The 22,862-nt window shown below is 68.5% G+C and carries 21 protein-coding genes; 13 read left to right on the top strand and 8 right to left on the bottom strand.

The window, feature by feature from the left end; all coding sequences use genetic code 11:
* Positions 1–4: 4 nt before the first annotated feature.
* The 3 genes from GGR25_RS12700 to GGR25_RS12690 are packed head-to-tail and all read right to left on the bottom strand — an operon-like array spanning position 5 to position 3,257.
* Positions 5–1,477, bottom strand: a complete 1,473-nt coding sequence (locus GGR25_RS12700; RefSeq protein ID WP_210299921.1) for an FGGY family carbohydrate kinase — start codon at positions 1,475–1,477, stop codon at positions 5–7.
* A gap of 2 nt (positions 1,478–1,479) precedes the next feature.
* Positions 1,480–2,433, bottom strand: a complete 954-nt coding sequence (locus GGR25_RS12695; protein ID WP_183399147.1) for a transketolase family protein — start codon at positions 2,431–2,433, stop codon at positions 1,480–1,482.
* Entirely contained in the window at positions 2,433–3,257 is an 825-nt protein-coding gene (locus GGR25_RS12690) for a transketolase (RefSeq protein ID WP_210299963.1), read from the bottom strand. Before GGR25_RS12690 ends, GGR25_RS12695 begins: the two co-directional genes overlap by 1 nt.
* Positions 3,258–3,577: 320 nt before the next feature.
* Between GGR25_RS12690 and GGR25_RS12685 the strand changes: the two genes are divergently transcribed.
* Both GGR25_RS12685 and GGR25_RS12680 read left to right on the top strand, forming a co-directional pair.
* Complete coding sequence (locus tag GGR25_RS12685; RefSeq protein ID WP_183399146.1) at positions 3,578–4,540, top strand: sugar-binding transcriptional regulator; 963 nt, start codon at positions 3,578–3,580, stop codon at positions 4,538–4,540.
* 19 nt (positions 4,541–4,559) lie between these two features.
* The gene (locus tag GGR25_RS12680; RefSeq protein ID WP_183399145.1) at positions 4,560–5,342 is read left to right on the top strand and encodes a glucose 1-dehydrogenase; all 783 of its coding nucleotides are present in this window, start codon (positions 4,560–4,562) and stop codon (positions 5,340–5,342) included.
* A gap of 29 nt (positions 5,343–5,371) precedes the next feature.
* Here the strand turns inward: GGR25_RS12680 and GGR25_RS12675 are convergent, their stop codons facing one another.
* Positions 5,372–5,578 carry a DUF1674 domain-containing protein gene (locus tag GGR25_RS12675; RefSeq protein WP_183399144.1) on the bottom strand — a complete coding sequence of 69 codons (207 nt, stop codon included), beginning with the start codon at positions 5,576–5,578 and terminating at the stop codon, positions 5,372–5,374.
* A 217-nt stretch (positions 5,579–5,795) separates the two neighbouring features.
* Between GGR25_RS12675 and htpX the strand changes: the two genes are divergently transcribed.
* The 5 genes from htpX to GGR25_RS12650 all read left to right on the top strand — a co-directional run bounded on the left by htpX (position 5,796) and on the right by GGR25_RS12650 (position 13,875).
* The gene (gene htpX, locus GGR25_RS12670) at positions 5,796–6,773 is read left to right on the top strand and encodes a zinc metalloprotease HtpX (protein WP_183399143.1); all 978 of its coding nucleotides are present in this window, start codon (positions 5,796–5,798) and stop codon (positions 6,771–6,773) included.
* Between the two features lie 62 nt (positions 6,774–6,835).
* Positions 6,836–8,140, top strand: coding sequence for a transcription antitermination factor NusB (locus GGR25_RS12665; protein WP_183399142.1), 1,305 nt, complete (start codon positions 6,836–6,838; stop codon positions 8,138–8,140).
* A 113-nt stretch (positions 8,141–8,253) separates the two neighbouring features.
* On the top strand, positions 8,254–10,014 hold the full coding sequence (locus tag GGR25_RS12660) for a heparinase II/III family protein (protein ID WP_183399141.1): 1,761 nt from the start codon (positions 8,254–8,256) through the stop codon (positions 10,012–10,014).
* 97 nt (positions 10,015–10,111) lie between these two features.
* On the top strand, positions 10,112–11,728 hold the full coding sequence (gene purH / locus GGR25_RS12655; RefSeq protein ID WP_183399140.1) for a bifunctional phosphoribosylaminoimidazolecarboxamide formyltransferase/IMP cyclohydrolase: 1,617 nt from the start codon (positions 10,112–10,114) through the stop codon (positions 11,726–11,728).
* Positions 11,729–11,913: 185 nt separating this feature from the next.
* A complete protein-coding gene (locus tag GGR25_RS12650) occupies positions 11,914–13,875 on the top strand; it encodes an NYN domain-containing protein (RefSeq protein WP_183399139.1) in 1,962 nt (653 codons plus the stop codon).
* 20 nt (positions 13,876–13,895) lie between these two features.
* On the opposite strand, the gene phbB is transcribed toward GGR25_RS12650, so the two are convergent.
* Both phbB and GGR25_RS12640 read right to left on the bottom strand, forming a co-directional pair.
* Entirely contained in the window at positions 13,896–14,624 is a 729-nt protein-coding gene (phbB, locus tag GGR25_RS12645) for an acetoacetyl-CoA reductase (protein WP_183399138.1), read from the bottom strand.
* 76 nt (positions 14,625–14,700) lie between these two features.
* Positions 14,701–15,882 (bottom strand): acetyl-CoA C-acetyltransferase, encoded by a 1,182-nt coding sequence (locus GGR25_RS12640; protein ID WP_183399137.1) that lies wholly within the window; start codon positions 15,880–15,882, stop codon positions 14,701–14,703.
* Positions 15,883–16,166: 284 nt separating this feature from the next.
* On the opposite strand from GGR25_RS12640, the gene phaR reads away from it, so the two are divergent.
* From phaR to GGR25_RS12625, 3 genes are all read left to right on the top strand, one after another.
* Positions 16,167–16,769, top strand: a complete 603-nt coding sequence (gene phaR / locus GGR25_RS12635; RefSeq protein WP_183399136.1) for a polyhydroxyalkanoate synthesis repressor PhaR — start codon at positions 16,167–16,169, stop codon at positions 16,767–16,769.
* Between the two features lie 122 nt (positions 16,770–16,891).
* Positions 16,892–17,284, top strand: coding sequence for a YkvA family protein (locus GGR25_RS12630; RefSeq protein ID WP_183399135.1), 393 nt, complete (start codon positions 16,892–16,894; stop codon positions 17,282–17,284).
* Between the two features lie 187 nt (positions 17,285–17,471).
* A complete protein-coding gene (locus GGR25_RS12625; protein ID WP_183399134.1) occupies positions 17,472–17,978 on the top strand; it encodes an invasion associated locus B family protein in 507 nt (168 codons plus the stop codon).
* A gap of 69 nt (positions 17,979–18,047) precedes the next feature.
* Here GGR25_RS12625 and GGR25_RS12620 read toward each other — a convergent pair whose 3' ends face one another.
* Both GGR25_RS12620 and GGR25_RS12615 read right to left on the bottom strand, forming a co-directional pair.
* Entirely contained in the window at positions 18,048–18,986 is a 939-nt protein-coding gene (locus tag GGR25_RS12620) for an ATP-binding protein (RefSeq protein WP_425486152.1), read from the bottom strand.
* A 406-nt stretch (positions 18,987–19,392) separates the two neighbouring features.
* Positions 19,393–20,148: a response regulator gene (locus GGR25_RS12615; RefSeq protein ID WP_183399132.1), complete on the bottom strand. Its 756-nt coding sequence runs from the start codon at positions 20,146–20,148 to the stop codon at positions 19,393–19,395.
* 174 nt (positions 20,149–20,322) lie between these two features.
* Between GGR25_RS12615 and GGR25_RS12610 the strand changes: the two genes are divergently transcribed.
* From GGR25_RS12610 to rpsP, 3 genes are all read left to right on the top strand, one after another.
* Complete coding sequence (locus GGR25_RS12610) at positions 20,323–20,646, top strand: hypothetical protein (RefSeq protein WP_246409605.1); 324 nt, start codon at positions 20,323–20,325, stop codon at positions 20,644–20,646.
* 240 nt (positions 20,647–20,886) lie between these two features.
* On the top strand, positions 20,887–22,446 hold the full coding sequence (gene ffh, locus GGR25_RS12605) for a signal recognition particle protein (protein ID WP_183399131.1): 1,560 nt from the start codon (positions 20,887–20,889) through the stop codon (positions 22,444–22,446).
* 45 nt (positions 22,447–22,491) lie between these two features.
* Complete coding sequence (rpsP, locus tag GGR25_RS12600) at positions 22,492–22,848, top strand: 30S ribosomal protein S16 (RefSeq protein ID WP_183399130.1); 357 nt, start codon at positions 22,492–22,494, stop codon at positions 22,846–22,848.
* Positions 22,849–22,862: the final 14 nt, after the last annotated feature.

Genomic DNA, 22,862 nt, shown 5'->3' with positions numbered 1-22,862 from the left:
CCGGTCAGCTCCTCGAGCGCGCGAGCGCCCTCGCCCAGCCCGCCCGCTTGGCGGCGCGCGACGCGGCATCGATCGCCGGCGCGAATTCCGTCCCGCCGCGGTCGAGCCGCGCGAGGCCGTCGATCGTGAAAAGCCCGGCCGCGAGGCCTGCCAGATGCGCCACACCGAGCGCGGAAAGCTCGGCCGTATCGGTGCGCGCGACCGTCAGGCCGGTCATGTCGGCCTCGAACTGCATCAGCTGGTCGTTGCGGGTCGGGCCGCCATCGACATGCAGACGATCGACCGGAACGCCGCTCGCCCGGACCGCGTCCAGCACGTCGGCGATCTGGTGCGCGATCGAATCGAGCGCCGCGCGGGCGACGGCAGCCCGGCCGGATCCGAGCGTGAATCCGGACAGCGTCGCGACGGCCGCGCCGTCCCACCAGGGTGCGCCAAGGCCGTTGAAGCCGGGCACGAGATGGACGTTGCCGGCGTCATCGACGCTCGCCGCGAGGCGGGCAAGCTCCGCCGGATCGATGCCGAGCAGTTCGGCCGCCCAGATCAGCGTGGAGCCGGCCGACCGGATATTGCCCTCGAAGGCGAGCATCGGCGCGTCGATCCACCAGGCGATCGTGAGGCACACGCCCGGATGCAGCCGCTCAGCCGCCTCGGCGCCCGTGCCGGCCAGCAGGCCCATGACGGACGAACCCGTGCCTTGCGTCGCCTTGACCGGACCCGGCGCGAAGGCGCCATGGGCGAAGAGCGCCGAATGGCTGTCGGCCATGACCGCGGCGAGCGGCACGCCATCAGGCAGCGGCGCCAGCCCCTTCACCGCCGGGAACGGGCCGGTGGACGGCACGATCCGCGGCAGCGCGGCACGCGGGACGGCGAAGATGCGCAGGAGATCGTCGTCATAGGCGGCGCGCGCGACATCGACGAGTTGCATGCGCGAGGCATTGCCGGCCTCGACGACCGGCTCGCCGCCGAAGCGCGAGACGAGGAAGCTGTCGATCGTGCCGATGACGAGTTCGCCGGCCTCGGCGCGGCGCCGGTCAGGATCGATCCGGTCGAGCAGCCACTTCGCCTTGACGGCCGAGAACATCGGATCGAGCGGCAGGCCGCTGCGCGCGCGGATCAGCGCGTCGTGACCGTCGGCGCGCAGCACCTCGCAGAGCGGTTCGGTGCGCTGGTCCTGCCAGGAGAGCACCGGTGTCAGCGGCGCGCCCGTCTTGCGATCCCAGATGACGCAGCTCTCGCGCTGCGTCGAGAGGCCGACGGCGACCACCCGCGCGGCCAGTTCTTCCGTCAGCGTCGCGGCCACGGCGGCCCGGACGCTCGCCCAGATCTCCTCGGCGTCCTGCTCGACCCAGCCGGGATGCGGCGTCTGCTGGCTCACCGGCGCCTGGCCGCGCGCCACGACCCTGCCCTCGCCGTCAACGGCGAGGCATTTGGTCGAGCTCGTGCCCTGGTCGATGGCGAGGAGCAGCGGCGCCTGCATGATCAGCCCCTGAGCTCCAGCGCGGCGCGGACGATGCCGTCGCGATTGAGGCCGAAATGATCGAGCAGGAAGGCGGTGTCGCCGGTCGGCGCGAAGCCGGGCACGCCGAGAAGGCGCATGGCGACCGGATGATGCCGCACCACCACTTCGGCGACCGCGGCGCCGAGGCCGCCGCTGACGACCGCCTCCTCGACCGTGACGATCGCACCGGTCTCACGGGCGGCGGCGATGATCTCCGCCTCGTCGAGCGGGGCGATGGTCGCGATGTTGACGACGCGCGCCGAAATGCCCTGCGCGGCAAGCGCCTCGGCCGCCTCAAGCGCGCGGGAGACCAGGATGCCGGTCACGACGATCGTGAGGTCGCGGCCTTCCCTGAGGCGGTTGGCCTTCCCGAAGACGAACGGCTCCGCCTGGCCCTCGCTGACCGACGGCACCTTGGTGCGGCCGACGCGGAGGAAGGACGGCTTGCCATATTCGACCGACCAGCGCACCGCCGCGCTGGTCTGGGCCGGATCGGCCGGCACCACGATCGAGAGATCGGTGATGGCGCGCAGCCAGGAAAGATCCTCGATCGAATGATGGGTCGGACCGAGCTCGCCATAGGCCATGCCCGGGCTCATGCCGCAGAGCACGACATGATAGCCATTATAGGCGATGTCGGCTTTAACCTGTTCGAGCGCGCGGCCGGTCAGGAAGGGCGAGGCGCAGCACACGAACGGCACGAAGCCGCCATTCGAAAGGCCGGCGGCGACGCCGACCATGTTCTGCTCGGCGATGCCGACATTGACGAGGCGGTCCGGGAACGCCTTCTGGAAGCCACCGAGATTGGACGAGCCGACGCTGTCGTTGCAGACGGCGACGATGCGCTCATCCGCCCTCGCGAGTTCGATCAGCGTCTCGGCGAAGGCCTGGCGGCAGTCGAAGGTGGCGGGCGGGGCGGCGACGGGGGCGTTCATCAGCGCAGCTCCTCGAGCGCGAGAGCGACCTGCTCGGCCGACGGCACCTTGTGATGCCATTCGACCCGGTCCTCGATGAAGGAGACGCCCTTGCCCTTCAGCGTGTTGGCGACGATCGCGAGCGGCTTGCCGCTGCGGGGGCGCGTGAACAGCTCATAGAGCGCGGCGTGATCATGGCCGTCGACCTCCACGGCTTCCCAGCCGAAGGCCGCCCATTTGTCGGTCAACGGATCGAGGCGGTTGGTGTCCTCGGTGCGCGCGCCCTGCTGCAGGCGGTTGCGGTCGACGATGACGCAGAGATTGTCGAGCCCGCGATGGCCGGCGCTCATCGCCGCCTCCCAGTTCGAGCCTTCCTGCAGCTCGCCGTCGCCGGTGACGACGAAGGTCTGCCAGTTACGGCCCGAAAGGCACGAGGCGATCGCGCTGCCGACGGCAATCGGAAGGCCATGGCCGAGCGGGCCGGTATTGGCCTCGACGCCCGCGACCTTGCGGCGATTGGGATGGCCATTGAGCACGGAGAGCGGCTTCATGAAGGTTGGGAGCAGCGCGGGATCGATGAAGCCGCGGAGCGCCAGCGCGGAATAGAGCGCGGCGGCGCAGTGTCCCTTGGACAGGATGAAGCGGTCGCGGCCCGGCGCGAGCGGTTCCGCCGGATCAAGCTTCAGCACGCCGAAATAGAGTGTCGTCAGGATGTCGGTGACCGACAGATCCCCGCCGATATGGCCGGCACGGGCCGAGTCGATCATGCGCACGACCGAGCGGCGCACGGCGCGCGCAATGTCCGAAAGGCGCGCGGCCCGATCGGATGGGGAGAGGTTCGACAGCCCTTCCGGCGTCGGCACTTCAGCAGAAAACTCGAGCGACACGATCGACCTCGAAAATCGAATGTCCAATCTGAATAAATATTCAGATATGTATTGATTTGCAGATTAGGCCTCGATAGGATGGTCGTCAAGCTGGTTTGGCGAGTCGTCGATGCATGCACTGCACCCAAAATTTGCGTTGCGTTGCACCATTTATCGATCGACATGGCCGATAGCGCCGACCTGTCTGGATATTTTCAGGTGTGAATTTTAATGCAAAGAATGGCCGCTCAAGGCCATCGAAGATGGCCGCACGGATCGGTCGCAGGGGACGGCGCGCAATGAGCAGGATCTATGAGCTGAGGCTGATCACGCGGGTCGCACAGCTCTATCATGTGGATGGCATGAAGCAGGCTGAGATCTCGGCGCTGCTGCACATCTCGCAAGCGACCATCTCGCGGCTGCTCAAGCGCGCCGAGCAGGAAGGGATCGTCCGGATCACCATCACGCCGCCGCGCGGCACTTTCCCCGATCTGGAAGCGGGCCTCCGCGAACGCTTCGCCCTGACAGAGGCGATCGTGGCCGAATGCTACGAGGATCGGGAAGAGACCATTCTGGGCGCCATCGGCGACGCCGCCGGACATTATTTCGAGACGACGGTGTCAGATGGCGAGGTGATCGGGATCTCGTCCTGGAGCGCCTCGCTGCTGCGCATGGTGGACGCGATCCATCCGCTGAAGCGCGCCCGCGCCGAACGCGTGGTGCAGATCCTGGGCGGCATCGGCAATCCGGCCGTGCAGAGCCACGCGACCCAGCTGACGACCCGACTGGCGACGCTGACCAGCGCCGAGCCGATGCTCCTGCCGGCGCAGGGTGTCGCCGGCTCCGCCGCCGCCCGCCTCGTCATGGTCGGCGACGGCTATGTCCGCGCCACGATGAACCAGTTCCGCCGCGTCACCATGGCGTTGATCGGCATCGGCGCGCTGCAACCCTCCGTCATGCTGGCCAATTCCGGCAACACTTTCGATTCCGAAGAGCTGCACGACCTCGAAGCCCGGGGCGCGGTCGGCGACGTCTGCCTGCGCTTCTTCGACGAGAAGGGCGAGGCCGTTGGCGGCCCGCTCGACGAGCGCGTCATCGGCATGACGATCGACGAGCTCCGCGCCGTGCCGCGCGTCGTCGGCGTCGCGGGCGGCGAGCGCAAGGTTCGGGCGATCCGCGCCGCGCTGCTCGGACGGCTCGTCGACGTGCTGATCACCGACAAGTTCACGGCGGAGAAGCTGCTCGCGCAGCCGGCTCCCTGACATCTGGAGTGGAGGAACCATGACCCGTTTCGAAGGCAAGACCGTCGTCATCACCGGCGGAAGCCGCGGCATCGGCGCCGCGATCGCCCGGCGCTTCGCCCGTGAAGGCGCGGCCGTCGTGGTCTCGGCCAACGAGGCGCGGGTCGCGGAGGTCGCCGACGAAATCCGCGCTGCGGGCGGCAAGGCGCATGCGGTCGTCTCCGACGTGACCGACAAGGCGAGCGTCACCGCGCTCTATGACGAGGCCGAGCGGACCTTCGGCGGCGTCGACATCTCGGTCCAGAATGCCGGCGTGATCACCATTGCGCGTATCGAGGCGATGACGGAAGCCGAGTGGGACAAGGTGCTGGCGGTCAACACCAAGGGCGTCTTCTTGTGTTGCCAGGAGGCGATCGCCCGCATCCGCAAGCACGGAAAGGGCGGCCGGCTGATCAACACCGCCTCGGGCCAGGCGCGGCAGGGCTTCATCTTCACGCCCCATTATGCCGCCTCGAAATTCGGAGTCGTCGGCATCACGCAGAGCCTCGCCAAGGAACTGGCGAAGGAGGGCATCACCGTCAATGCCTTCTGCCCCGGCATCATCGAGACCGACATGTGGGCCTATAACGACACCGCCTGGGGCAAGCTGCTCGGCGACTACAAGCCCGGCGAGCTGATGGCCGAATGGGTCGAGGGCATCCCGATGGGCCGCGCCGGCACGGGCGAGGACGTCGCCGGGCTCGTGGCGTTCCTCGCCAGCGACGACGCCGCCTATATCACCGGCCAGACGGTCAATGTGGATGGCGGCCTCATCATGTCCTGAGGCCTGCCGGGAACAAACGGGATCGCCGGTCAGAAGTCGCTAGCGATTCCCTTGTTCTCCCAGTCGCCATAGCGGATCGGCTCCGGCCCTGCGCGGCCGAGGATCTCGCGCGGAAGCCCGCTGGATGCCGCATCGATCGCCTTCCGCCGCGCCGCGGCTTCGGCCAGCGCGCGCGCTGCGGCCGGACTGATGATCCTCTCGGCGTCCGGCGCCGCGGCTTCGGTCGGTTCGCTCATCGTCCGTCCCGTTCAAATTCAGGTCTTGCGTCGATATAGAGATCGGCACGGCCCGCCGGCAATCCCGAACGACGAACCGATCGGCTCGCGTCGCCGGCCGCGATGGGGGCCGATGCGCGACCGACGCCGCGAACAGACTTGTTGCAGGGCGGCGGCACTCCCATCATATGGCTCGCAGATCATAGCGAGAGGAGGCCGCGCCAGCGGGCCTGAAACGATGAACGTGATGCGGACTGCACTGCTGCTCGCGGCGCTCACCGCCATCTTCATGGGTGTCGGCTATCTGGTCGGCGGCATGGGAGGCATGATGATCGCCTTCCTGATCGCCGCGGCGATGAACATCTTCAGCTACTGGAATTCCGACAAGATGGTGCTGTCGATGTACGGCGCCCGCGAGGTCGACGAACGCTCGGCGCCGGAATATTACGGCATCGTCAAGCGCCTCGCCGCGCGCGCCGGATTGCCCATGCCCCGTGTCTTCGTCATCGATTCGCCGCAGCCGAACGCGTTTGCGACCGGCCGCAACCCTCAGAACGCCGCCGTCGCGGCGTCGACCGGGCTGCTGCGGACGCTCTCCGCCGACGAGGTCGCCGGGGTCATGGCGCATGAGCTGGCGCATGTGAAGCACCATGACACGCTGACCATGACGATAACGGCGACCATCGCCGGTGCCGTGTCCATGCTTGCGAATTTCGTCTTCTTCTTCGGCGGGCACCGCGACGAGCGCAGCCCCTTCGGCGCCATCGGCGCGATCGCGGCCGCCCTGCTGGCGCCGATCGCGGCCATGCTGGTGCAGATGGCGATCAGCCGGACGCGCGAATATTCGGCCGACCGCACGGGCGCCGAGATCTGCGGCGAGCCGCGCGCGCTCGCCTCCGCCCTCGCCAAAATCGCCGGGGCCGCCGGCCATATTCCGAACGAGGCTGCCGAGGCCAATCCGGCGACGGCGCACCTCTTCATCATCAACCCCCTTTCAGGGCAGCGGATGGACAATCTCTTCTCGACTCACCCGGCGACGGAGAATCGCATCGCGGCGCTGATGGAGCTCGACCGGCAGATGGGCGGCACGCCGACCTATTCGGGACGCGTCGACCTACCGGGCGGCTTCGGCACGCGCCGGGCAACGAGCGGCACGCGCGGCCCCTGGGGAGGCTCCGGCAATGGCGCCTCCTCCGGCCGGGGTCCCTGGGGTTGACCGCCCCGACGGGAGGCCGCCCGAACCGCAAGCCTGGAGCCGGGAAACCCGCCCGCGCGAATGTGGATCCCGGATACGCCGCGCGCGATGCGGCGTCCTTTGCCTATGACCTGATCCTCGGCGAGGGCGTCGCGATCGACGTCGCCATCGAGGCGGATGGCAGCCCGTTCCGCCGGCTGGAGACGCGCGACCGCGCGCTCGCCCGCGCCATCCTCGGCACGACGCTGCGCCGGCGCGGCCAGATCCGCGAGGCGCTCGGCCGCTTCCTCGACAAGGCTTTGCCGCGCAAGAGCGGTCGCCTGTCGGCGATCCTCGAGACCGGAGCGGCGCAGATCCTGTTCATGGATGTCGCCGACCACGCCGCCGTCTCGATCGCCGTCAACCTCGCTGCGGCCGACCGTGACGCACGCCATTTCAAGGGTCTCGCCAATGCGGTCCTGCGGCGAGTGGTCGGCAGCCGCGAGGCGATCCTCGCCGAACAGGACGCCGAACGCCTCGCGACGCCGCCCTGGCTGTGGACGCGCTGGACGGACGCCTATGGCGCCGACACGGCCCGCGCCATCGCGGCGGCCCATCTGGTCGAGCCGCCGCTCGACCTGACCGTCAAGGGCGATGCCCCGCTCTGGGCCGAACGGCTGGGCGGGCTCGTCCTTCCGACGGGATCGGTGCGCCTCGCGGGCCACGGTCCGATCGAAAGCATGCCCGGCTTCGACGAGGGGGCCTGGTGGGTCCAGGACGCCGCGGCCGCCCTGCCCGCCCGCCTCTTCGGCGATCTTCGCGGCAAGACGGCCATCGATCTTTGCGCCGCGCCGGGCGGCAAGACGGCACAGCTCGCCGCGGCCGGCGCCCGTGTCACTGCGGTCGACATTTCGGAGCAGCGGCTCGGGCGGGTGCGTGAGAATCTCGCGCGCCTCCGTCTCGACGCTAAGGTGATCGCCGCCGATGCCGGGACGTTCGTTCCCGCCGAGCCCGTTGACGCCGTCCTGCTCGATGCCCCCTGCTCCGCCACCGGCACCATCCGCCGTCATCCCGACGTCGCATGGCTGAAGCATCCCGACGATATCGGCGCGCTGGCGACCATCCAGGCGCGGCTGATGCGGCATGCGACCACGATGCTGAAGCCGGGCGGTACGCTCGTCTACTGCACCTGCTCGCTGGAGCGGGAGGAAGGCGAGGAGCAGATCCATCGCGCGCTGGCCGAACTGCCGCTGGCGCTCGAACCCGTTGCGCCGGGCGATGTCGGCGGGATTGGGGAAATCTGCCGCGACGGCTTCATGAGGACCTTGCCCAGCGATCTTCCGATGGAGGATGCTCGCCTTTCGGGCCTCGACGGCTTCTTCGCCGCCCGCCTTCGCAAGATCGCCTGAGAGGCATCTCCCGCGAGGCGGTTCAATTCGAGGACAGTGGCCGCTAGATTGCAGCGCGATAGTATGGGCGATTCGTCGTGCGGGCGCTGGCGGCTGAAAAAGGGGCATTGAGTATGGCGCTCGGCGCGGGAACCGGAAAGGGACGACTTGTCCGGTACGCGGCCGCTTCGGCCTGGCGCCGGGCGCGCTACGACTTTCATGCCGGCCCGTTCTATCGCTGGCGCTATTTCGGTCAGGTCCCCGAGCGGCTGCTGATCGCGCCGACCGATCTTCGCACCGCCGATCCGACCATTGCGCACGACATCTATGCCGGCCGCTTCGTCTTCGCCGGCGACGTGGTCGACGTTTCCGGCTTCTCCGTCTTCGAGATCGAGGCGCCGTCGCGAGCCTGGGCGGCGGGCCTGCACGGCTTCGGCTGGCTGCGGCATCTGCGCGCGTCCGACCTCGCCGTTTCCCGCTCCAATGCGCGGGCGCTCGTCGACGAGTGGATCCGCTTCCAGCGCAGCCATGATCCGGTCGCGCGCGATCCGGAGGTGACGGCGCGGCGCGTGATGTCGTGGCTGGCGCAGACGCCGCTCGTTCTCGACGGCTGCGATCACGGCTTCTACCGCCGCTTCATGCGCATGCTGACGCGGCAGGTGCGACTGCTGCGGCGCGTTTCGCGCGATGTGAGGCCCGGCCTGCCGCGCCTCCGCGTTGCCATGGCGCTCGCCGCTGCCAGCCTCTCGCTCTCCGACCAGACGCGTTTCGCCCGCCAGGCCTCGCGCTTCGTCGACCAGGAACTGAACCGCCAGATCCTGCCCGATGGTGGCCATATTGATCGCAACCCCGGCACGGTGCTCGAGGTTCTCGTCGATCTGCTGCCGCTCCGTCAGGCGTTCACGGCGCGCGGATTGCAGCCGACGCCGGCGCTTCTCGGCGCGATCGACCGCATGATGCCGATGCTGCGCTTCTTCCGGCACGGCGACGGCTCCTTCGCCAAGTTCAACGGCATGGGCGAGACGCAGCTCGGCCTGCTGGCAACCGTGCTGGCCTATGACGATGCGCGCGGCGCGCCGGTGCGCAATGCGCCCTATGCCGGCTACCAGCGGCTCGACGCCGGCGAGACGGTCGTCATCGCCGACACCGGCCCGCCGCCGCTGCCGGTCCTTTCGACGACGGCCCATGCCGGCTGCCTCGCCTTCGAGATGAGCGTCGGCCGCCAGCCGCTGATCGTGAATTGCGGCGTGCCCGGCCCGGGCGCGACCGCGCTTCGCCGCCTCGCGCGCACCACCGCCGCCCATTCGACCGCCACGCTGAACGATTCCTCCTCCTGCCGTTTCCTGACCGGCGGCTACCTCGCCGAACGGCTGGGCGAAGTGATCATCGCCGGACCGACGCGGGTTCCGGTGACCCGCCAGGAGGAGCGCGGCGCCGTCGTCGTGACGGCCTCGCATGACGGCTATGTCGCGCGCTACGGCATCCTACATACGCGTCGCCTGTCGCTCTCGCGCTTCGGCGACCGCCTTTCGGGCATCGACAGCTTCACAAGCCCGAGCGGCAGCGCCATCGCCAAGGGCGGCCGGGATTCCTTCGCGATCCGCTTCCATCTGCATCCCGCGGTCCAGGCCAACCGTCTCGCGGGCGGTCACGGCGTGCTGCTCGTGCTGCCCGACGGCTCCGCCTGGCAGTTCGAGACGGACGCGCAGGAGCTCGCGATCGAGGAGAGCATCCGCCTTTCCGACATTCGCGGCAGCCGGCGGGCCGAGCAGATCGTGATCCATGGCCGGGCGCTCCGCCAGGCCGAGGTCAAGTGGCAGTTCCGGCGGGTCGCCGAGGCCGGCGGCCGCCGCTCGTCCGATCACGACGATGCCGAGGATGATCAGCCGGCATAGCCCGAGGTCTGATACGGCCCAAGGCGTGTTCACGGCTGCACAGGGCGCGGATTCGTGTTATCGCGCGGCAGCCCCATGACACCCAAGAGGATTTGAGATGGCCGTGCCGCCGCCCAAGGTCGCCGCTCCGGACCTGGTTCCGCTCACCCGCGCCCTGTTCTCGGTTTCCGACTCGCGCGGAATGATCGATCTCGCCCGGGCGCTCGACGCGCGCGGGGTACTTCTTTTTGCGACAGGGTCGACCGCCAAGGCGATTGCAGCGGCCGGCATGCCCGTCACCAATGTGGCCGACCTGATCGGCTTTCCCGAGATCCTCGGCGGGCGCGTGAAGACGCTGCATCCCAAGATCCATGGCGGCCTGCTCGGCATCCGCAACGATCCGGTACATGCGGCGGAGATGGAAGAGCACGGCATCGAGCCCTTCGATCTCGTGGTCTGCAATCTCTATCCCTTCGAAGCCACGGTCGCCGCGACCGACGACTATGCGACGATCGTCGAGAATATCGACATCGGCGGGCCGGCGATGACACGCGCCTCCGCGAAGAACCATGGTTTCGTCTCCGTCCTGGTCGATCCCGACGACTATGACGCGCTGCTCGCCGAGATCGAGGCGCATGGCGGCGCGACCACGCTCGCGGCGCGCAAGCGCTGGGCGGCCAAGGCCTTTGCCCGCACGGCGGCCTATGATGCGGCGGTCTCCGGCTGGTTCGCCGGCCAGGTCGGCGACACCACGCCGAAATGGCGCAGCCTCGGTGGCACGCTGCGCGAGGCGCTGCGCTACGGCGAGAATCCGCACCAGTCGGCAGCGTTCTATGCCACGGGCGAGAAGCGCCCCGGCGTGGTGACGGCGCGGCAGGTGCAGGGCAAGCAGCTCTCCTACAACAACATCAACGACACCGACGCGGCCTATGAGCTCGTCGCCGAGTTCGACCCGGCGGTGACGCCGGCCGTGGCGATCATCAAGCATGCGAACCCGTGCGGCGTCGCCACCGGCGCCTCGCTGCTCGAAGCCTATCGGCTGGCGCTGCGCTGCGATCCCGTCTCGGCCTTTGGCGGCATCGTGGCGCTCAACGGCACGCTCGACGCCGAGGCGGCGCGCGAGATCGTCGAGGTGTTCACCGAGGTGATCATCGCGCCCGACGCGACCGATGAGGCGATCGCCATCGTCGCGGCCAAGAAGAACCTGCGCCTGCTGCTGGCGGGCGGCCTGCCCGATCCAGCCGCGCCCGGCCTCTCGATCCGGACGGTCGCCGGCGGGTTTCTCGCGCAGGACCGCGATGCCGGCCGCGTCGCGCTCGGCGATGTGCGGGTGGTGACCAAGCGGGCGCCGAGCGAGGCCGAAATGGCCGATTTGCTCTTCGCGTTCCGCGTGGCGAAGCACGTGAAATCGAATGCCATCGTCTATGCGAAGGGCGGAACGACGGTCGGCATCGGCGCCGGCCAGATGAGCCGTGTCGATTCCTCGACCATCGCCGCCAAGAAGGCAGCGGAGGCGGCGCGGGCGGCGGGTCTCGCGGAGAGCCTCGCGATCGGCTCCGTCGTCGCGTCGGACGCGTTCTTCCCCTTCGCCGACGGCCTGCTGGCCGCAGCCGAGGCGGGCGCCACCGCGATCATTCAGCCGGGTGGCTCGATCCGTGACGAAGATGTGATCGCGGCCGCGGATTCTGCGGGTCTCGCCATGGTCTTCACCGGCATGCGTCACTTCCGGCATTGACGCCGGCCGGTCATGGGTGATGATTTCGCCCGCGCCGCCGAAGGGCCTCCGAGCGGGTTCGGAGAGCGAGACATCGGGCGGGGAAATCGTTACAAGGTCTGTCGCCCGGCCGCTCGCCCGGCCTGGCGCAGAGGCATGCGGTCGGTCATGGACCTGGCCGATCTGGTGTGCCGCAGGGAGAGTTCATGACGGCCGCAGTCAAAACTGTCTTGTTTGTCGATTACGACAGCCTCTATCTCAGCCTGCGAGCACGCGATCCGGGGATCGCTCGTCGCTTCGCCTCCCGGCCGGGAACCTGGATCGAGGCCATCGAGTCCGGGCTCCTCGCAACGCCGTCCGGTGAAAACCCCGTTCGCCGCCGCATCCTGATGCGCCGCTGCTATGCCGACCCGAAGCTGATCGGCAAGGCGCGGGCAGCCTTCCAGGGTCAGGGTTTCCAGATCGTCGACTGCCCGCCCCTTCCGGGCCGCGAGCGCAACTCGGCCGAAATCCATATGGTTCTGGATACGATCGATGCGCTCGGCCACCAGACCGGCTTTGAAGAATTCATCCTCCTGTCGGCGGATTCCGACCTGACGCCGGTGATCTTTCGCCTGCGCTCCTACAATCGCCAGACGACGATCTATTCGACGCTCCTCACGCCGGCGAGCTACCGCGCCGTTGCGGACAACGCGATCGACGAGGCCGCGCTGACCGCCATCCTGGCGACGACCGCCGATTCCGAGTCGCCTGAGGCCGAGGAGGTCGAGGACGATGCGGCCGGCCGGCCGGCCGGCGAGCGCGACGATCTCGCGACGCTTGCCCGCCGCATCCATCAGGCGACCAATGTTCCGCTGTTCCCGCCCAAGGTCTATGCCGAGCTCTTCCGGGCCCTTGCGCACGAGATCGCGGAGAACGGCTACCACTTCCAGGCGACCGCCGAGAATGTCGCCGCCCGGCTGATCGCCGCCGGCCGCAACGCCTCGCGCCGGCAGGTCGCCTTCGTCGTGAAGGGCCTCGCGCTGAAGGGCCACGTCTTCTCCGTGACCGACACGCCAGAGCGCCTCGCCGAGGTGTTCAAGGAGCAGGTGCTCTACCTCGCCCGCAATGCCGGCCTCGAAATCGACGACGCCGTCGAGATGCAGGTGAAGATCTGGGTCGGCGGGCGCTCCGGCCCCTCCGACATCCCCGCCCTGCCCCCGCCGCAGCCGACGATCGCCGTCGCCCCGAGCGTCAAGGCCGCGCCGCAGCCGGCTGCACCCCAGCCTGCCGCGCCGCCGCCTTCCACGGCACGGATGACGCCGATCCCGTCGCCGCCGCCGATGCCGGCATCGAGCGAGCCGGCCGCAAAGCCGCGGCCGATCATCGTGCGCGCTTCGGAGCCGCCGATGCCGCAGCCGATCCGCCCGATCACCGTTCGGCCGGCCGAGCCGGCGGCACAGCCCGAGCCGCAGCCGATCGCGCCCGGGCCCGCGCCCGTTCGCCCTGCACCAGAGCGCCGCGTCGCCGCGCCGCCCCCGGCAGCGCAGCCGCAGCCCCAGCCCCAGCCCCAGCCGCAGCCGACGGTTCAGCAGCAGCCCGAGCCTGTCGTCCCGTCGGCCCCGCCGGCCATCGATGCACCGCAGCCTGTGATCCGGCCCGCGCCCCCGGCGCCGCGGCCCGCGGCCTCACGGCCGGCGGTCGAGGTCGAGGAGCCGGTGCGTCCGCGGACGCCGATCAGCCCGCCGCGGGCCCGGACGGTACGCACGGGAACGACGCCCGAGGCGACGCCGCCTGCCCCGCCGCCACCGGCCCCGCCCGTACCGGCACGCAGCGCTTCGGTCGGTCCGGTTCGGCCGCCGGCACGACGCCCGGCGCCGGCCGCAGCCGCCGAGGCGCCGAAGCCCGCTGCGGATGGCGAGAAGGACAAGGATCCGATCGAGAGCTCGATCCTTGCCGCGATCGCCGAAGCGGTCGATGTGCTCGTGGTCGAGGATGGGACGGAGCCGCAGGTCGCCGAGGCGGCGGACACGGCGATTGCCGCGGAGAGCATCGCGGAGTCGACGCCCGCAAAGCGGTCGGCGCCGAAGCAGCAGCAGGCGCCCGTCGAGGATGACGGCGATATTGGCGACGAGATCCAGCGCATCCTCGCCGCCTACAGCCAGAACAGGAAGCCCTCCGGCAAATAGCCGGAGGGCTTCGCCCTCATTCAGCCATTGGCGATATACTGGCCGCCATTGATGGTGAGCACGGCGCCGGTCATGAAGGCGCTGGCATCGGAGGCGAGATAGGCGACGAGCGCCGCGATCTCGGAGGCCTGGCCGAGCCGACCGACCGGGATCTGGGCGATGATGCCCTCGAGCACCTTCTCCGGAACGGCAGCGACCATGTCGGTGTCGATATAGCCGGGGCAGATGCAGTTCACGGTGACGCCCTTGCGGGCATTCTCCAGCGCGAGCGCCTTGGAGAAGCCGATCACGCCGGCCTTGGCGGCGGAATAATTGACCTGGCCAAGCTGGCCCTTCTGGCCGTTGATCGACGAGATGTTGACGATGCGGCCGAAGCCGCGCTCGCGCATGCCGTCGATCACCGGACGGGTCATAGCGAACATCGAGCCGAGATTGGTGTTGATGACGCTGATCCAGGCGTCATGGTCCATCTTGTGGAACCAGCCGTCACGGGTGATGCCGGCATTGTTGACGAGGATGTCGACCGGTCCCAGCGCCGCCTCGACCTCGGCAATGCCCTTCACGCAGGCCTCGTGATCGGCGACGTCCCATTTGAACGTCTCGATCCCGGTCTCGGCCTTGAAGGCCTCGGCCTTCTCCACATTGCCGTGATAGGTCGCGGCCACGGTATGGCCGGCCGATTTGAGGCCGATGGCGATGGCGGCGCCGATGCCGCGGGTACCGCCGGTGACGAGGGCTACGCGTGCCATAGTTCTCCCTGCTCCCTGGAAAGGAGGGGCCGGTTCAATCCGGCCGCCTCACGACAAAGTCTGGCCAGCGGCCGGCTCAGCGCTCGATCGTCATGGCGATGCCCATGCCGCCGCCGATGCACAGCGTGGCGAGGCCCTTCTTCGCATCGCGGCGCACCATCTCATGCAGCAGCGTCACCAGAATGCGCGCACCCGACGCGCCGATCGGATGTCCGATGGCAATGGCGCCGCCATTGACGTTGACCTTGGACGTATCCCAGCCGAGGCCCTTGTTGACGGCGCAGGCCTGGGCCGCGAACGCCTCATTGGCCTCGATCAGGTCGAGATCGTCCTTGGACCAGCCCGCTTTCTCGAGCGCCTTCTTCGAGGCCGGGATCGGGCCCGAGCCCATCAGGGCCGGATCGACGCCGGCGGTCGCCCAGGACGCGATACGGCCGAGCGGCGTGACGCCGCGCTTCGCCGCCTCGGCGGCGGTCATCAGCACGACGGCCGCCGCCCCGTCATTGAGGCCGGAGGCATTGCCGGCGGTCACAGTGCCGTCCTTGGCAAAGGCGGGGCGCAGCTTGGCGACGGCGTCGAGGGTCGCGCCGGCGCGGATGTACTCGTCATTCTCGACGACGATATCGCCCTTCTTGGACGAGATGACGAAGGGGATGATCTCGTCCTTGAAGCGTCCCGCCTTCTGGGCCGCCTCGGCCTTGTTCTGCGAGGCGACGGCGAGTTCGTCCTGCTGCTCGCGCGTGATCTGATATTCGCGCGCCACATTCTCCGCAGTGACACCCATGTGATAGCCGTTGAAGGCATCCCAGAGGCCGTCCCGGATCATCGTGTCGATGAGGTTCAGGTCGCCGAACTTGGTGCCGGCGCGCAGATACGCCGCATGCGGCGCCAGCGACATCGACTCCTGCCCGCCGGCCACGATCACCGAAGCGTCGCCCGAGGCGATCTGCTGCATACCGAGCGCGACCGCGCGGAGGCCCGAGCCGCACACCTGGTTGAGACCGAAGGCCGTAGATTCGATCGGCAGTCCAGCCGCGATCGCCGCCTGTCGCGCCGGGTTCTGGCCCTGCGCGCCCGTCAGCACCTGGCCGAGAATCACCTCGTCGACCTCGCCCGCCTCGGCCTTGGCCCGCTCCAGCACGCCCTTGATCACGGCGGCGCCGAGCTGATGCGCGGGCGTCGACCCGAACGATCCGTTGAAGGAACCGACCGCGGTACGGCCCGCCGCCGCGATCACGATATCGACTTCATGGGCCATGGCGTAATCCTTGTTTGGAGATCCCTCGAGCGAGAGAAGACCGCGCCGTCCCCGCTGTCAACCAGAGGCGGCAGCGCCCGGCAGCGCCCGTGCCTCTCTCTTGTGCTGCGTCGCAGCGTTTGCGCAGCAAGAGTGCAGCAATGCGCCGCACAAAAGGATGGCGGCTGCTGTCAAAAGCACCTATCGTGACAAAAGGAGAGGAAGAGCCGGTCCTGGCGCTCGCGCGCTTCTGGCGCGCCCGACGCAACCGGCGGTATATGTCCATTGGCACTCAGGGAGCGGGTATGGCCAAGGATCAAGAACCGACGACGATCAAGAAATACGCCAATCGGCGGCTCTACAATACCGGTACCTCCACCTATGTGACGCTGGAGGACCTCGCATCCATGGTGAAGTCCGGCGAAGATTTTGTCGTCTATGACGCGAAGTCGGGCGATGACATCACGCGGTCGGTCCTCACGCAGATCATCTTCGAGCAGGAGAACAAGGGGCAGAACCTTCTGCCGATCACCTTCCTGCGCCAGCTGATCCGCTTCTATGGCGACTCGATGCAGAATCTGGTGCCGACCTATCTCGATTTCTCCATCGACAGCCTGACGCGCGACTCCGACAAGCTTCGCGGCCAGATGGCGAATGCCTTCGGCCCGAGCGCCTTCACCGCGATCGAGGAGACGGTGCGTCGCAATACGGAGATGTTCGAGCAGGCAATGCGCATGTTCCTGCCGTTCAGCGGCGGCCGGCCCGAGCCGAGCACGCAGGAGCGGCCGCGCACTGAGCCCAAGGCGGAGACGCGCAGCGAGGGCAAGGCCGACGGCGAGTTCGACACGCTGAAGCGCCAGCTCGAGGAGATGCAGAAGAAGATCGACGCGCTGGCCGGGAAGTCCTGACCGCTCCTGGCCTCGCTTTGCGAGCGGCGCGGCGCCTGTCGTGCCGATCGCCATTGCAGCGCGCCGCCACGCTTCCCATTTCTTTCCAGGCAGCTCTATCGAGCGCCTGGAGGTGATGAACGATGTTCGGCTGGAAGCGCGGCAGGAAGGCAGAACCCGTCGAGATCCACGGCCCCGATGATTTCGTGGCCGAAAGCGAGCGCGTACAGCGCGGTCTCTGGCAGACCCTGCGCCGTTCGGCGGGACGCATTCCCTTCGCCGAAGACGTGGTCGCCGCCTATTTCTGCGCGATGGATTCCAGCACGCCGTTTCGGGTCCGCGCGACGCTGATGGGCGCGCTCGCCTATTTCGTCATGCCCGTGGATGCGGTTCCCGACATTCTCGTCGGCATCGGTTTCGCCGATGACGCCACCGTGCTGATGACGGCTGTCACCATGCTGGGCGCGCATTTGAAGCCGGTTCACCGTGAGGCGGCCCGGCGCGCGCTCGATCGTGCCAGCAGCGAAGCAGCCTGATGCACGTTTGCCCCTCTAGGGCCATTTTCTTGCCCCATGAACTCCCTGCGTCGTGCTCGGGGGAGCGCGGCGTTTCGCGCAGGCGGATTGGTTCACGGAATGTTAATGTGACACCGCCAATTTGAGTTGGTTCCGAAGGCTGGTGGTATCCTCGCCGCCGGTGATTTGAAACTTGGGTGAGAGGATAATGAACGCAATCAGGATCGCGACCACGGCGCTTCTCCTCGGCGGCCTCGCCGGCGTGGCGCACGCTCAGACCCCGAATCGCGTCGGCACCTTCAAGGACTGGAGCGCCTACGCCTACGCGGACAAGAAGGGGAAGGTCTGCTACGCCGCCTCGCAGCCCAAGTCGCAGGAACCCAAGGGGGCCAACCGCGACCCGGCCTATTTCATGATCACGGCGCGGCCGAGCGAGAATGTGCGCTCGGAGGTGTCGGTGATCATCGGCTACCGCTTCAAGGACGGCTCGAAGGTCACCGTCGACATCGACGGGCAGAAATTCTCCATGTTCACCAAGGAGGATGGCGCCTGGATCGAGAACGCCGCGGAGGAAACCGCGATGATCGAGGCGATGAAGAAGGGCCACGCCATGTCGGTGTCCGGCACGTCGAGCCGCGGCACGGTCACGACCGACAATTATTCGCTTTCCGGCATCTCGGCCTCGCTCGATGCGATGGGCAAGAGCTGCCGTTAGGCCGAACTGATCCCGAGATCAGCCAACGAATTTGACGGGCGCCCCACGGCGCCCGTTTGCTTTTGCGCCTCAGGCCGGCAGCACGATGCCGAATCGGGAGCCGCCGCCCGGCCGTGCGGTGATCGCCAGCCGCCCGCCATGGGCGTCGACGATCTCGCGCACGATGGCGAGGCCGAGCCCTGCGCCGCCCGTGTCGCGTCCGCGCGAGGCCTCCAGCCGCTCGAACGGCTCCAGGATGCGCTCGCGGTCCGCCTCCGGGATGCCCGGACCGCGATCCTCGACAAAGATCCCGATCTCGTCTCGCCCTGCTTCGATCGACAGCTCCGCCGACCCGCCATAGGCGACGGCATTGTCGATCAGATTGCCGAGCGCCCGGCCGAGCGCCAGCCGCGACGCCAAGACCTGTATGGGCTCCGCCGGAGGCGTGAAGACGACCGGCGCGCCGGCCTCGATGCGCGAGCGGGCGATGTCATCGACCAGCGCCACGAGGTCGACCGGCGCCCGGGCCGCGGCGCTGCGTGTCGACTTGGCATAGGCGAGCGCCTCCTCGACCAGGGCCTGCATATCTTCGACATCGCGCTCCGCGCGATCCCGCATCGCGTCGTCCGGCAGCATCGCGACGCGCAGACGCAGCCGCGTCAGATGCGTGCGCAGATCATGCGCGATGGCTGCGACCACGAAGGTCCGGCCCTGGACCAGGCCCGCAATGCGCGACTGCATGGCGTTGAAGGCACGCACGAGCGACCGCGTCTCGGGCGACCCGGTCTCGGGCAGCGCCTCGGCCTGCATACCCTGGCCGAAGCGCTCGACCGCCGCGGCGAGGCGGGTGATCGGCCGCGTCTCGCGCAGGATGGCGAGCCCGGCCAGGATCGCGACCGCGAATCCGACCAGGCTCGCGACGAAACCGGAGGGGAAGCCGAACAGGCGGATATTGAGGCTGTCGGCTGGACGGAGGACGAGGCTTCGCCTGCCTGCGAGACCGACGATGATCTCGATCGGATCGCGCATGAACAGCCGGCGCAGGCCGCGGCGAACGGGCTGGCCCTCGAGCGCAGGGCCGGAGCGCCGCGCGACGACTTCGCGTCCGTCGCCCGGTGCCAGATTGCGACGAATCGCGGCCTCCAGCCAGCCGATGCGACTGCCCGCCTCGGCCATTGGCACCGGCGCCTCGCTCACGCTCGCATCGAAGCTCGGCCCGTTCAGCGCGCGCAGCACGAGACGCTGCTGCTCCGCCGATGCGCCGTCGAGGAGCGTCGCGAGCGACGCAACCTGATCGGGCAGCGGCGCGCGGAAGCCGGCCTCCGTGGCCGCGTCGCGACGGACGAAGAAGGCGACCGAGGAGAGGATCTGGAGGGCGATCACCGCAAGGATGAGCACGAGGCTGATGCGCCAGGCCAGGCTGAGACGGAGCATCTCAGCCGTCCCGCAGCTCGCCGGCGAAGAGATAGCCGCCATTGCGGACCGTGGTGATCAGCCCCTCCGCGCCGGGGCTCGCGTCGGTGAGCTTGCGCCGCAGGCGGCTGACGGAAACGTCGATCGTCCGGTCGAAGGGATCCGCCATGCGGCCGCGCGTCCAGTCGAGCAGCTGGTCGCGGGACAGGACCCGGCGCGGATGCTCGACGAAGCAGACGAGGAGATCGAATTCAGCGGAGGTGAGCGCGATCCGCCGTCCGCCGATCTCGAGGCTACGCATGTCGATATCGATTAGGAAATCGCCGAACCGATGGCGACGGCGCGGCACGGACTCGGCGGCGGCGACCGGCTCAATGCGGCGCAGGATGGCGCGGATGCGGGCCAGCAATTCGCGCGGATTGAACGGCTTGCCGAGATAATCGTCGGCCCCGAGTTCGAGCCCGACGATCCGATCGACGTCGTCGTCCTTGGCGGTGAGGATCAGGATCGGAATGCGGCTGCGCGCCCGCAGCCGGCGGCAGATCGAGAGCCCGTCTTCCCCGGGCAGCATCAGATCGAGGATGACGACATCGGGCTGGAGCGTGCGCAGCATCGCATCCATCGCCGCGCCCGACGGGGCGAGCTCGACGCGGAAACCCTCGCGCCCCAGGAAGGCGGACAAGAGCGCGCCGATCTCGCGATCGTCCTCGACGACCAGCAGGACCGGCTGCCGCGCCGCAATGCTCTCCGACACCGTCTCGTTCGCCCTGGCTTCCATGGAGCGGGAAGCTGCGCCCTCTTCGCGCGCGCTGCAACGCGTCGCGAGGCCATCGTTACAAAACATTACATCGCGGGCCGTTTCTGAAAAGCCGGCGCAAACTCGGCCGGCCATCCTCCAGGGCGTCGAAGCAAGACCCCAGCCTCCCGACAATTCGACCCCAGGAGAAGCACCATGATGAATGCGACCACCAGACTGCTCGTCGCCGGAGCCTTCGCCGCCGCCGCCGTGGCGATGACCGCCGCACCCGCCTCGGCCTGGACGCGGAGTTCCAGCGTGACCACGGCGCGTGGGACCTATACCGGCAGCGCGTCCGGCAAGTGTGCCTATGGCGCCGGCTGCCAGCGCGGCAGCAGCTGGACCGGACCGAATGGCGGGACCGTGAACCACCAGGGCTCCGCCTATGCGACCGGCAATGGCGCGATCAATTATGGCGGCTCGACCACCGGCCCCAACGGCGGCACGGTCTCGCGCAGCGGCACGATTTCGCGCTACTGAAGCCATGGCGCGCGACATCGGCATAGGCGGGACCGGCGCCGTCTGATCGGGCGTCCGCGCGCGCCGCAATTGACATTTCCGCGGTTTTTCCTTAAGAGCCGCGGAAATCTGCGAAGAGGTCACCTCCGAGCTGCCGACCGGAACGAGATTCCGGAGGTCAACGTCCGCCAGCGCGTTGCGCCCGCGGGCGGCGTACCTATTTGGCATGACGGTGGCGATCCCTCAAAGCAAGCGGGCCCGATGTTCGACAGTCTCTCAGAACGCCTTTCCGGCATTTTCGACAAGCTCACCCGGCGCGGTGCGCTGAGCGAGGCCGATGTCAACGAGGCGATGCGCGAGGTGCGCCGCGCGCTGATCGAGGCCGACGTAGCGCTCGACGTCGTCCGCTCCTTCACCGACAAGGTCCGCAGCCGCGCCGTCGGCGCCGAAGTCATCCGCTCGGTCACGCCGGGCCAGATGGTCGTCAAGATCGTCCACGACCAGCTCGTCGAGATGCTGGGCTCCGAGGCCGAGACGATCGACCTCAACGCGCCTGCGCCCGTGCCGATCATGATGGTCGGCCTGCAGGGCTCGGGCAAGACGACCACCACCGCCAAGATCGCCCGCCGGCTCAAGGAGCGCGACAAGCGCAAGGTGCTGATCGCCTCGCTCGACGTGCGCCGCCCGGCGGCGCAGGAGCAGCTCCGCGTGCTCGGCGAGCAGAACGGCATCGACAGCCTGCCCATCGTTGCCGGCCAGTCGCCGACAGACATCGCGACGCGCGCGCTGCAGGCGGCTCGCCTCGGCGGTTATGACGTCGTCATCCTCGACACCGCCGGCCGCACGCATATCGACGAGCCGCTGATGGTCGAGATGGCCGACATCAAGGCTATCGCCAAGCCGCACGAGATCCTGCTCGTCGCCGACAGCCTCACCGGCCAGGACGCCGTCAACCTCGCGCGTTCGTTCGATGAGCGCGTCGGCATTACCGGCATCGTGCTGACGCGTACCGACGGCGACGGCCGCGGCGGCGCCGCGCTCTCGATGCGCGCCGTCACCGGCAAGCCGATCAAGCTGCTCGGCACGGGCGAGAAGTCCGATGCGCTGGAGGATTTTCATCCCGGCCGCATCGCCAACCGCATTCTCGGCATGGGCGACATCGTCTCGCTCGTCGAGAAGGCGGCCCAGAACATCGACATGGAGCAGGCGAAGAAGGCCGCGGAGAAGATGCGCAAGGGCATCTTCGACCTCGACGACCTCGCCCAGCAGCTCCGCCAGATGGAAAAGATCGGCGGCATGTCGGGCATGCTCGGCATGATGCCGGGCGTCGGCAAGATCAAGAAGCAGCTCGAAGGCGCCAATCTCGACGACAGGGTGATCAAGCGCCAGGTCGCGATCATCGGCTCAATGACCAAGGAAGAGCGCCGCAATCCGGACGTGCTGAAGGCGAGCCGCAAGAAGCGCATCGCCTCGGGCTCCGGCACCAAGGTCGAGGACGTCAACCGCCTGCTCAAGATGCACCGCCAGATGGCCGACATGATGAAGGCCATGGGCAAGCAGAAGGGCGGCGGCATGCTCGGCAAGATGATGGGCGCGCTCGGCGGCGGCGGGATGGGCGGCATGCCCAATATCGACCCGGCCGAGCTCGAAAAGCTCGCCAAGCAGATGGGCGGCGGCGCCGGCGGACTTCCGCCCGGATTGCCGCAGGGCCTGTCGCAGGGCCTGTCGCAGGGCCTCAAGGGTATTCCCGGCCTCGGCGGGGCGAAGCTGCCCGGCCTTGGTGGTGGTGGTTTCCCGGGCTTGCCCGGAAAGAAGAAATAGGCGCGACGCGCCGCAGACCAATCTGGCTTTGAAAGGAAGAAGAAAATGTCCCTGAAGATCCGCCTCGCCCGCTCCGGCGCGAAGAAGCGTCCGTTCTACCGCATCGTCGTCGCCGACGCCCGTTCGCCGCGCGACGGCCGCTTCATCGAGCGTATCGGCTCCTTCGACCCGATGCTCGACAAGGAGAACGCGAACCGCGTCGTGCTCGACCAGGAGCGCGCCAAGCACTGGCTCTCGGTCGGCGCCCAGGCGACGGACCGCGTCGCCCGCTTCCTGAGCGATGCCGGCCTCTTGAACCGCGCGCCGCGCAACAACCCGCAGAAGGCCGTCCCGGGCAAGAAGGCCCAGGAGCGCGCCGCCGAGAAGGCCAAGAAGGCCGAAGCCGCCGCCGCTGCGGAGTAATGCGGCCACTTTGC

It is taken from the genome of Kaistia hirudinis (genome assembly GCF_014196455.1).
In the GTDB taxonomy this organism is placed as follows: Bacteria; Pseudomonadota; Alphaproteobacteria; order Rhizobiales; family Kaistiaceae; genus Kaistia; species Kaistia hirudinis.
The sequence above is the reverse complement of the archived record's forward strand: the minus strand, read 5'-3'. Positions and strand labels throughout refer to the sequence as shown.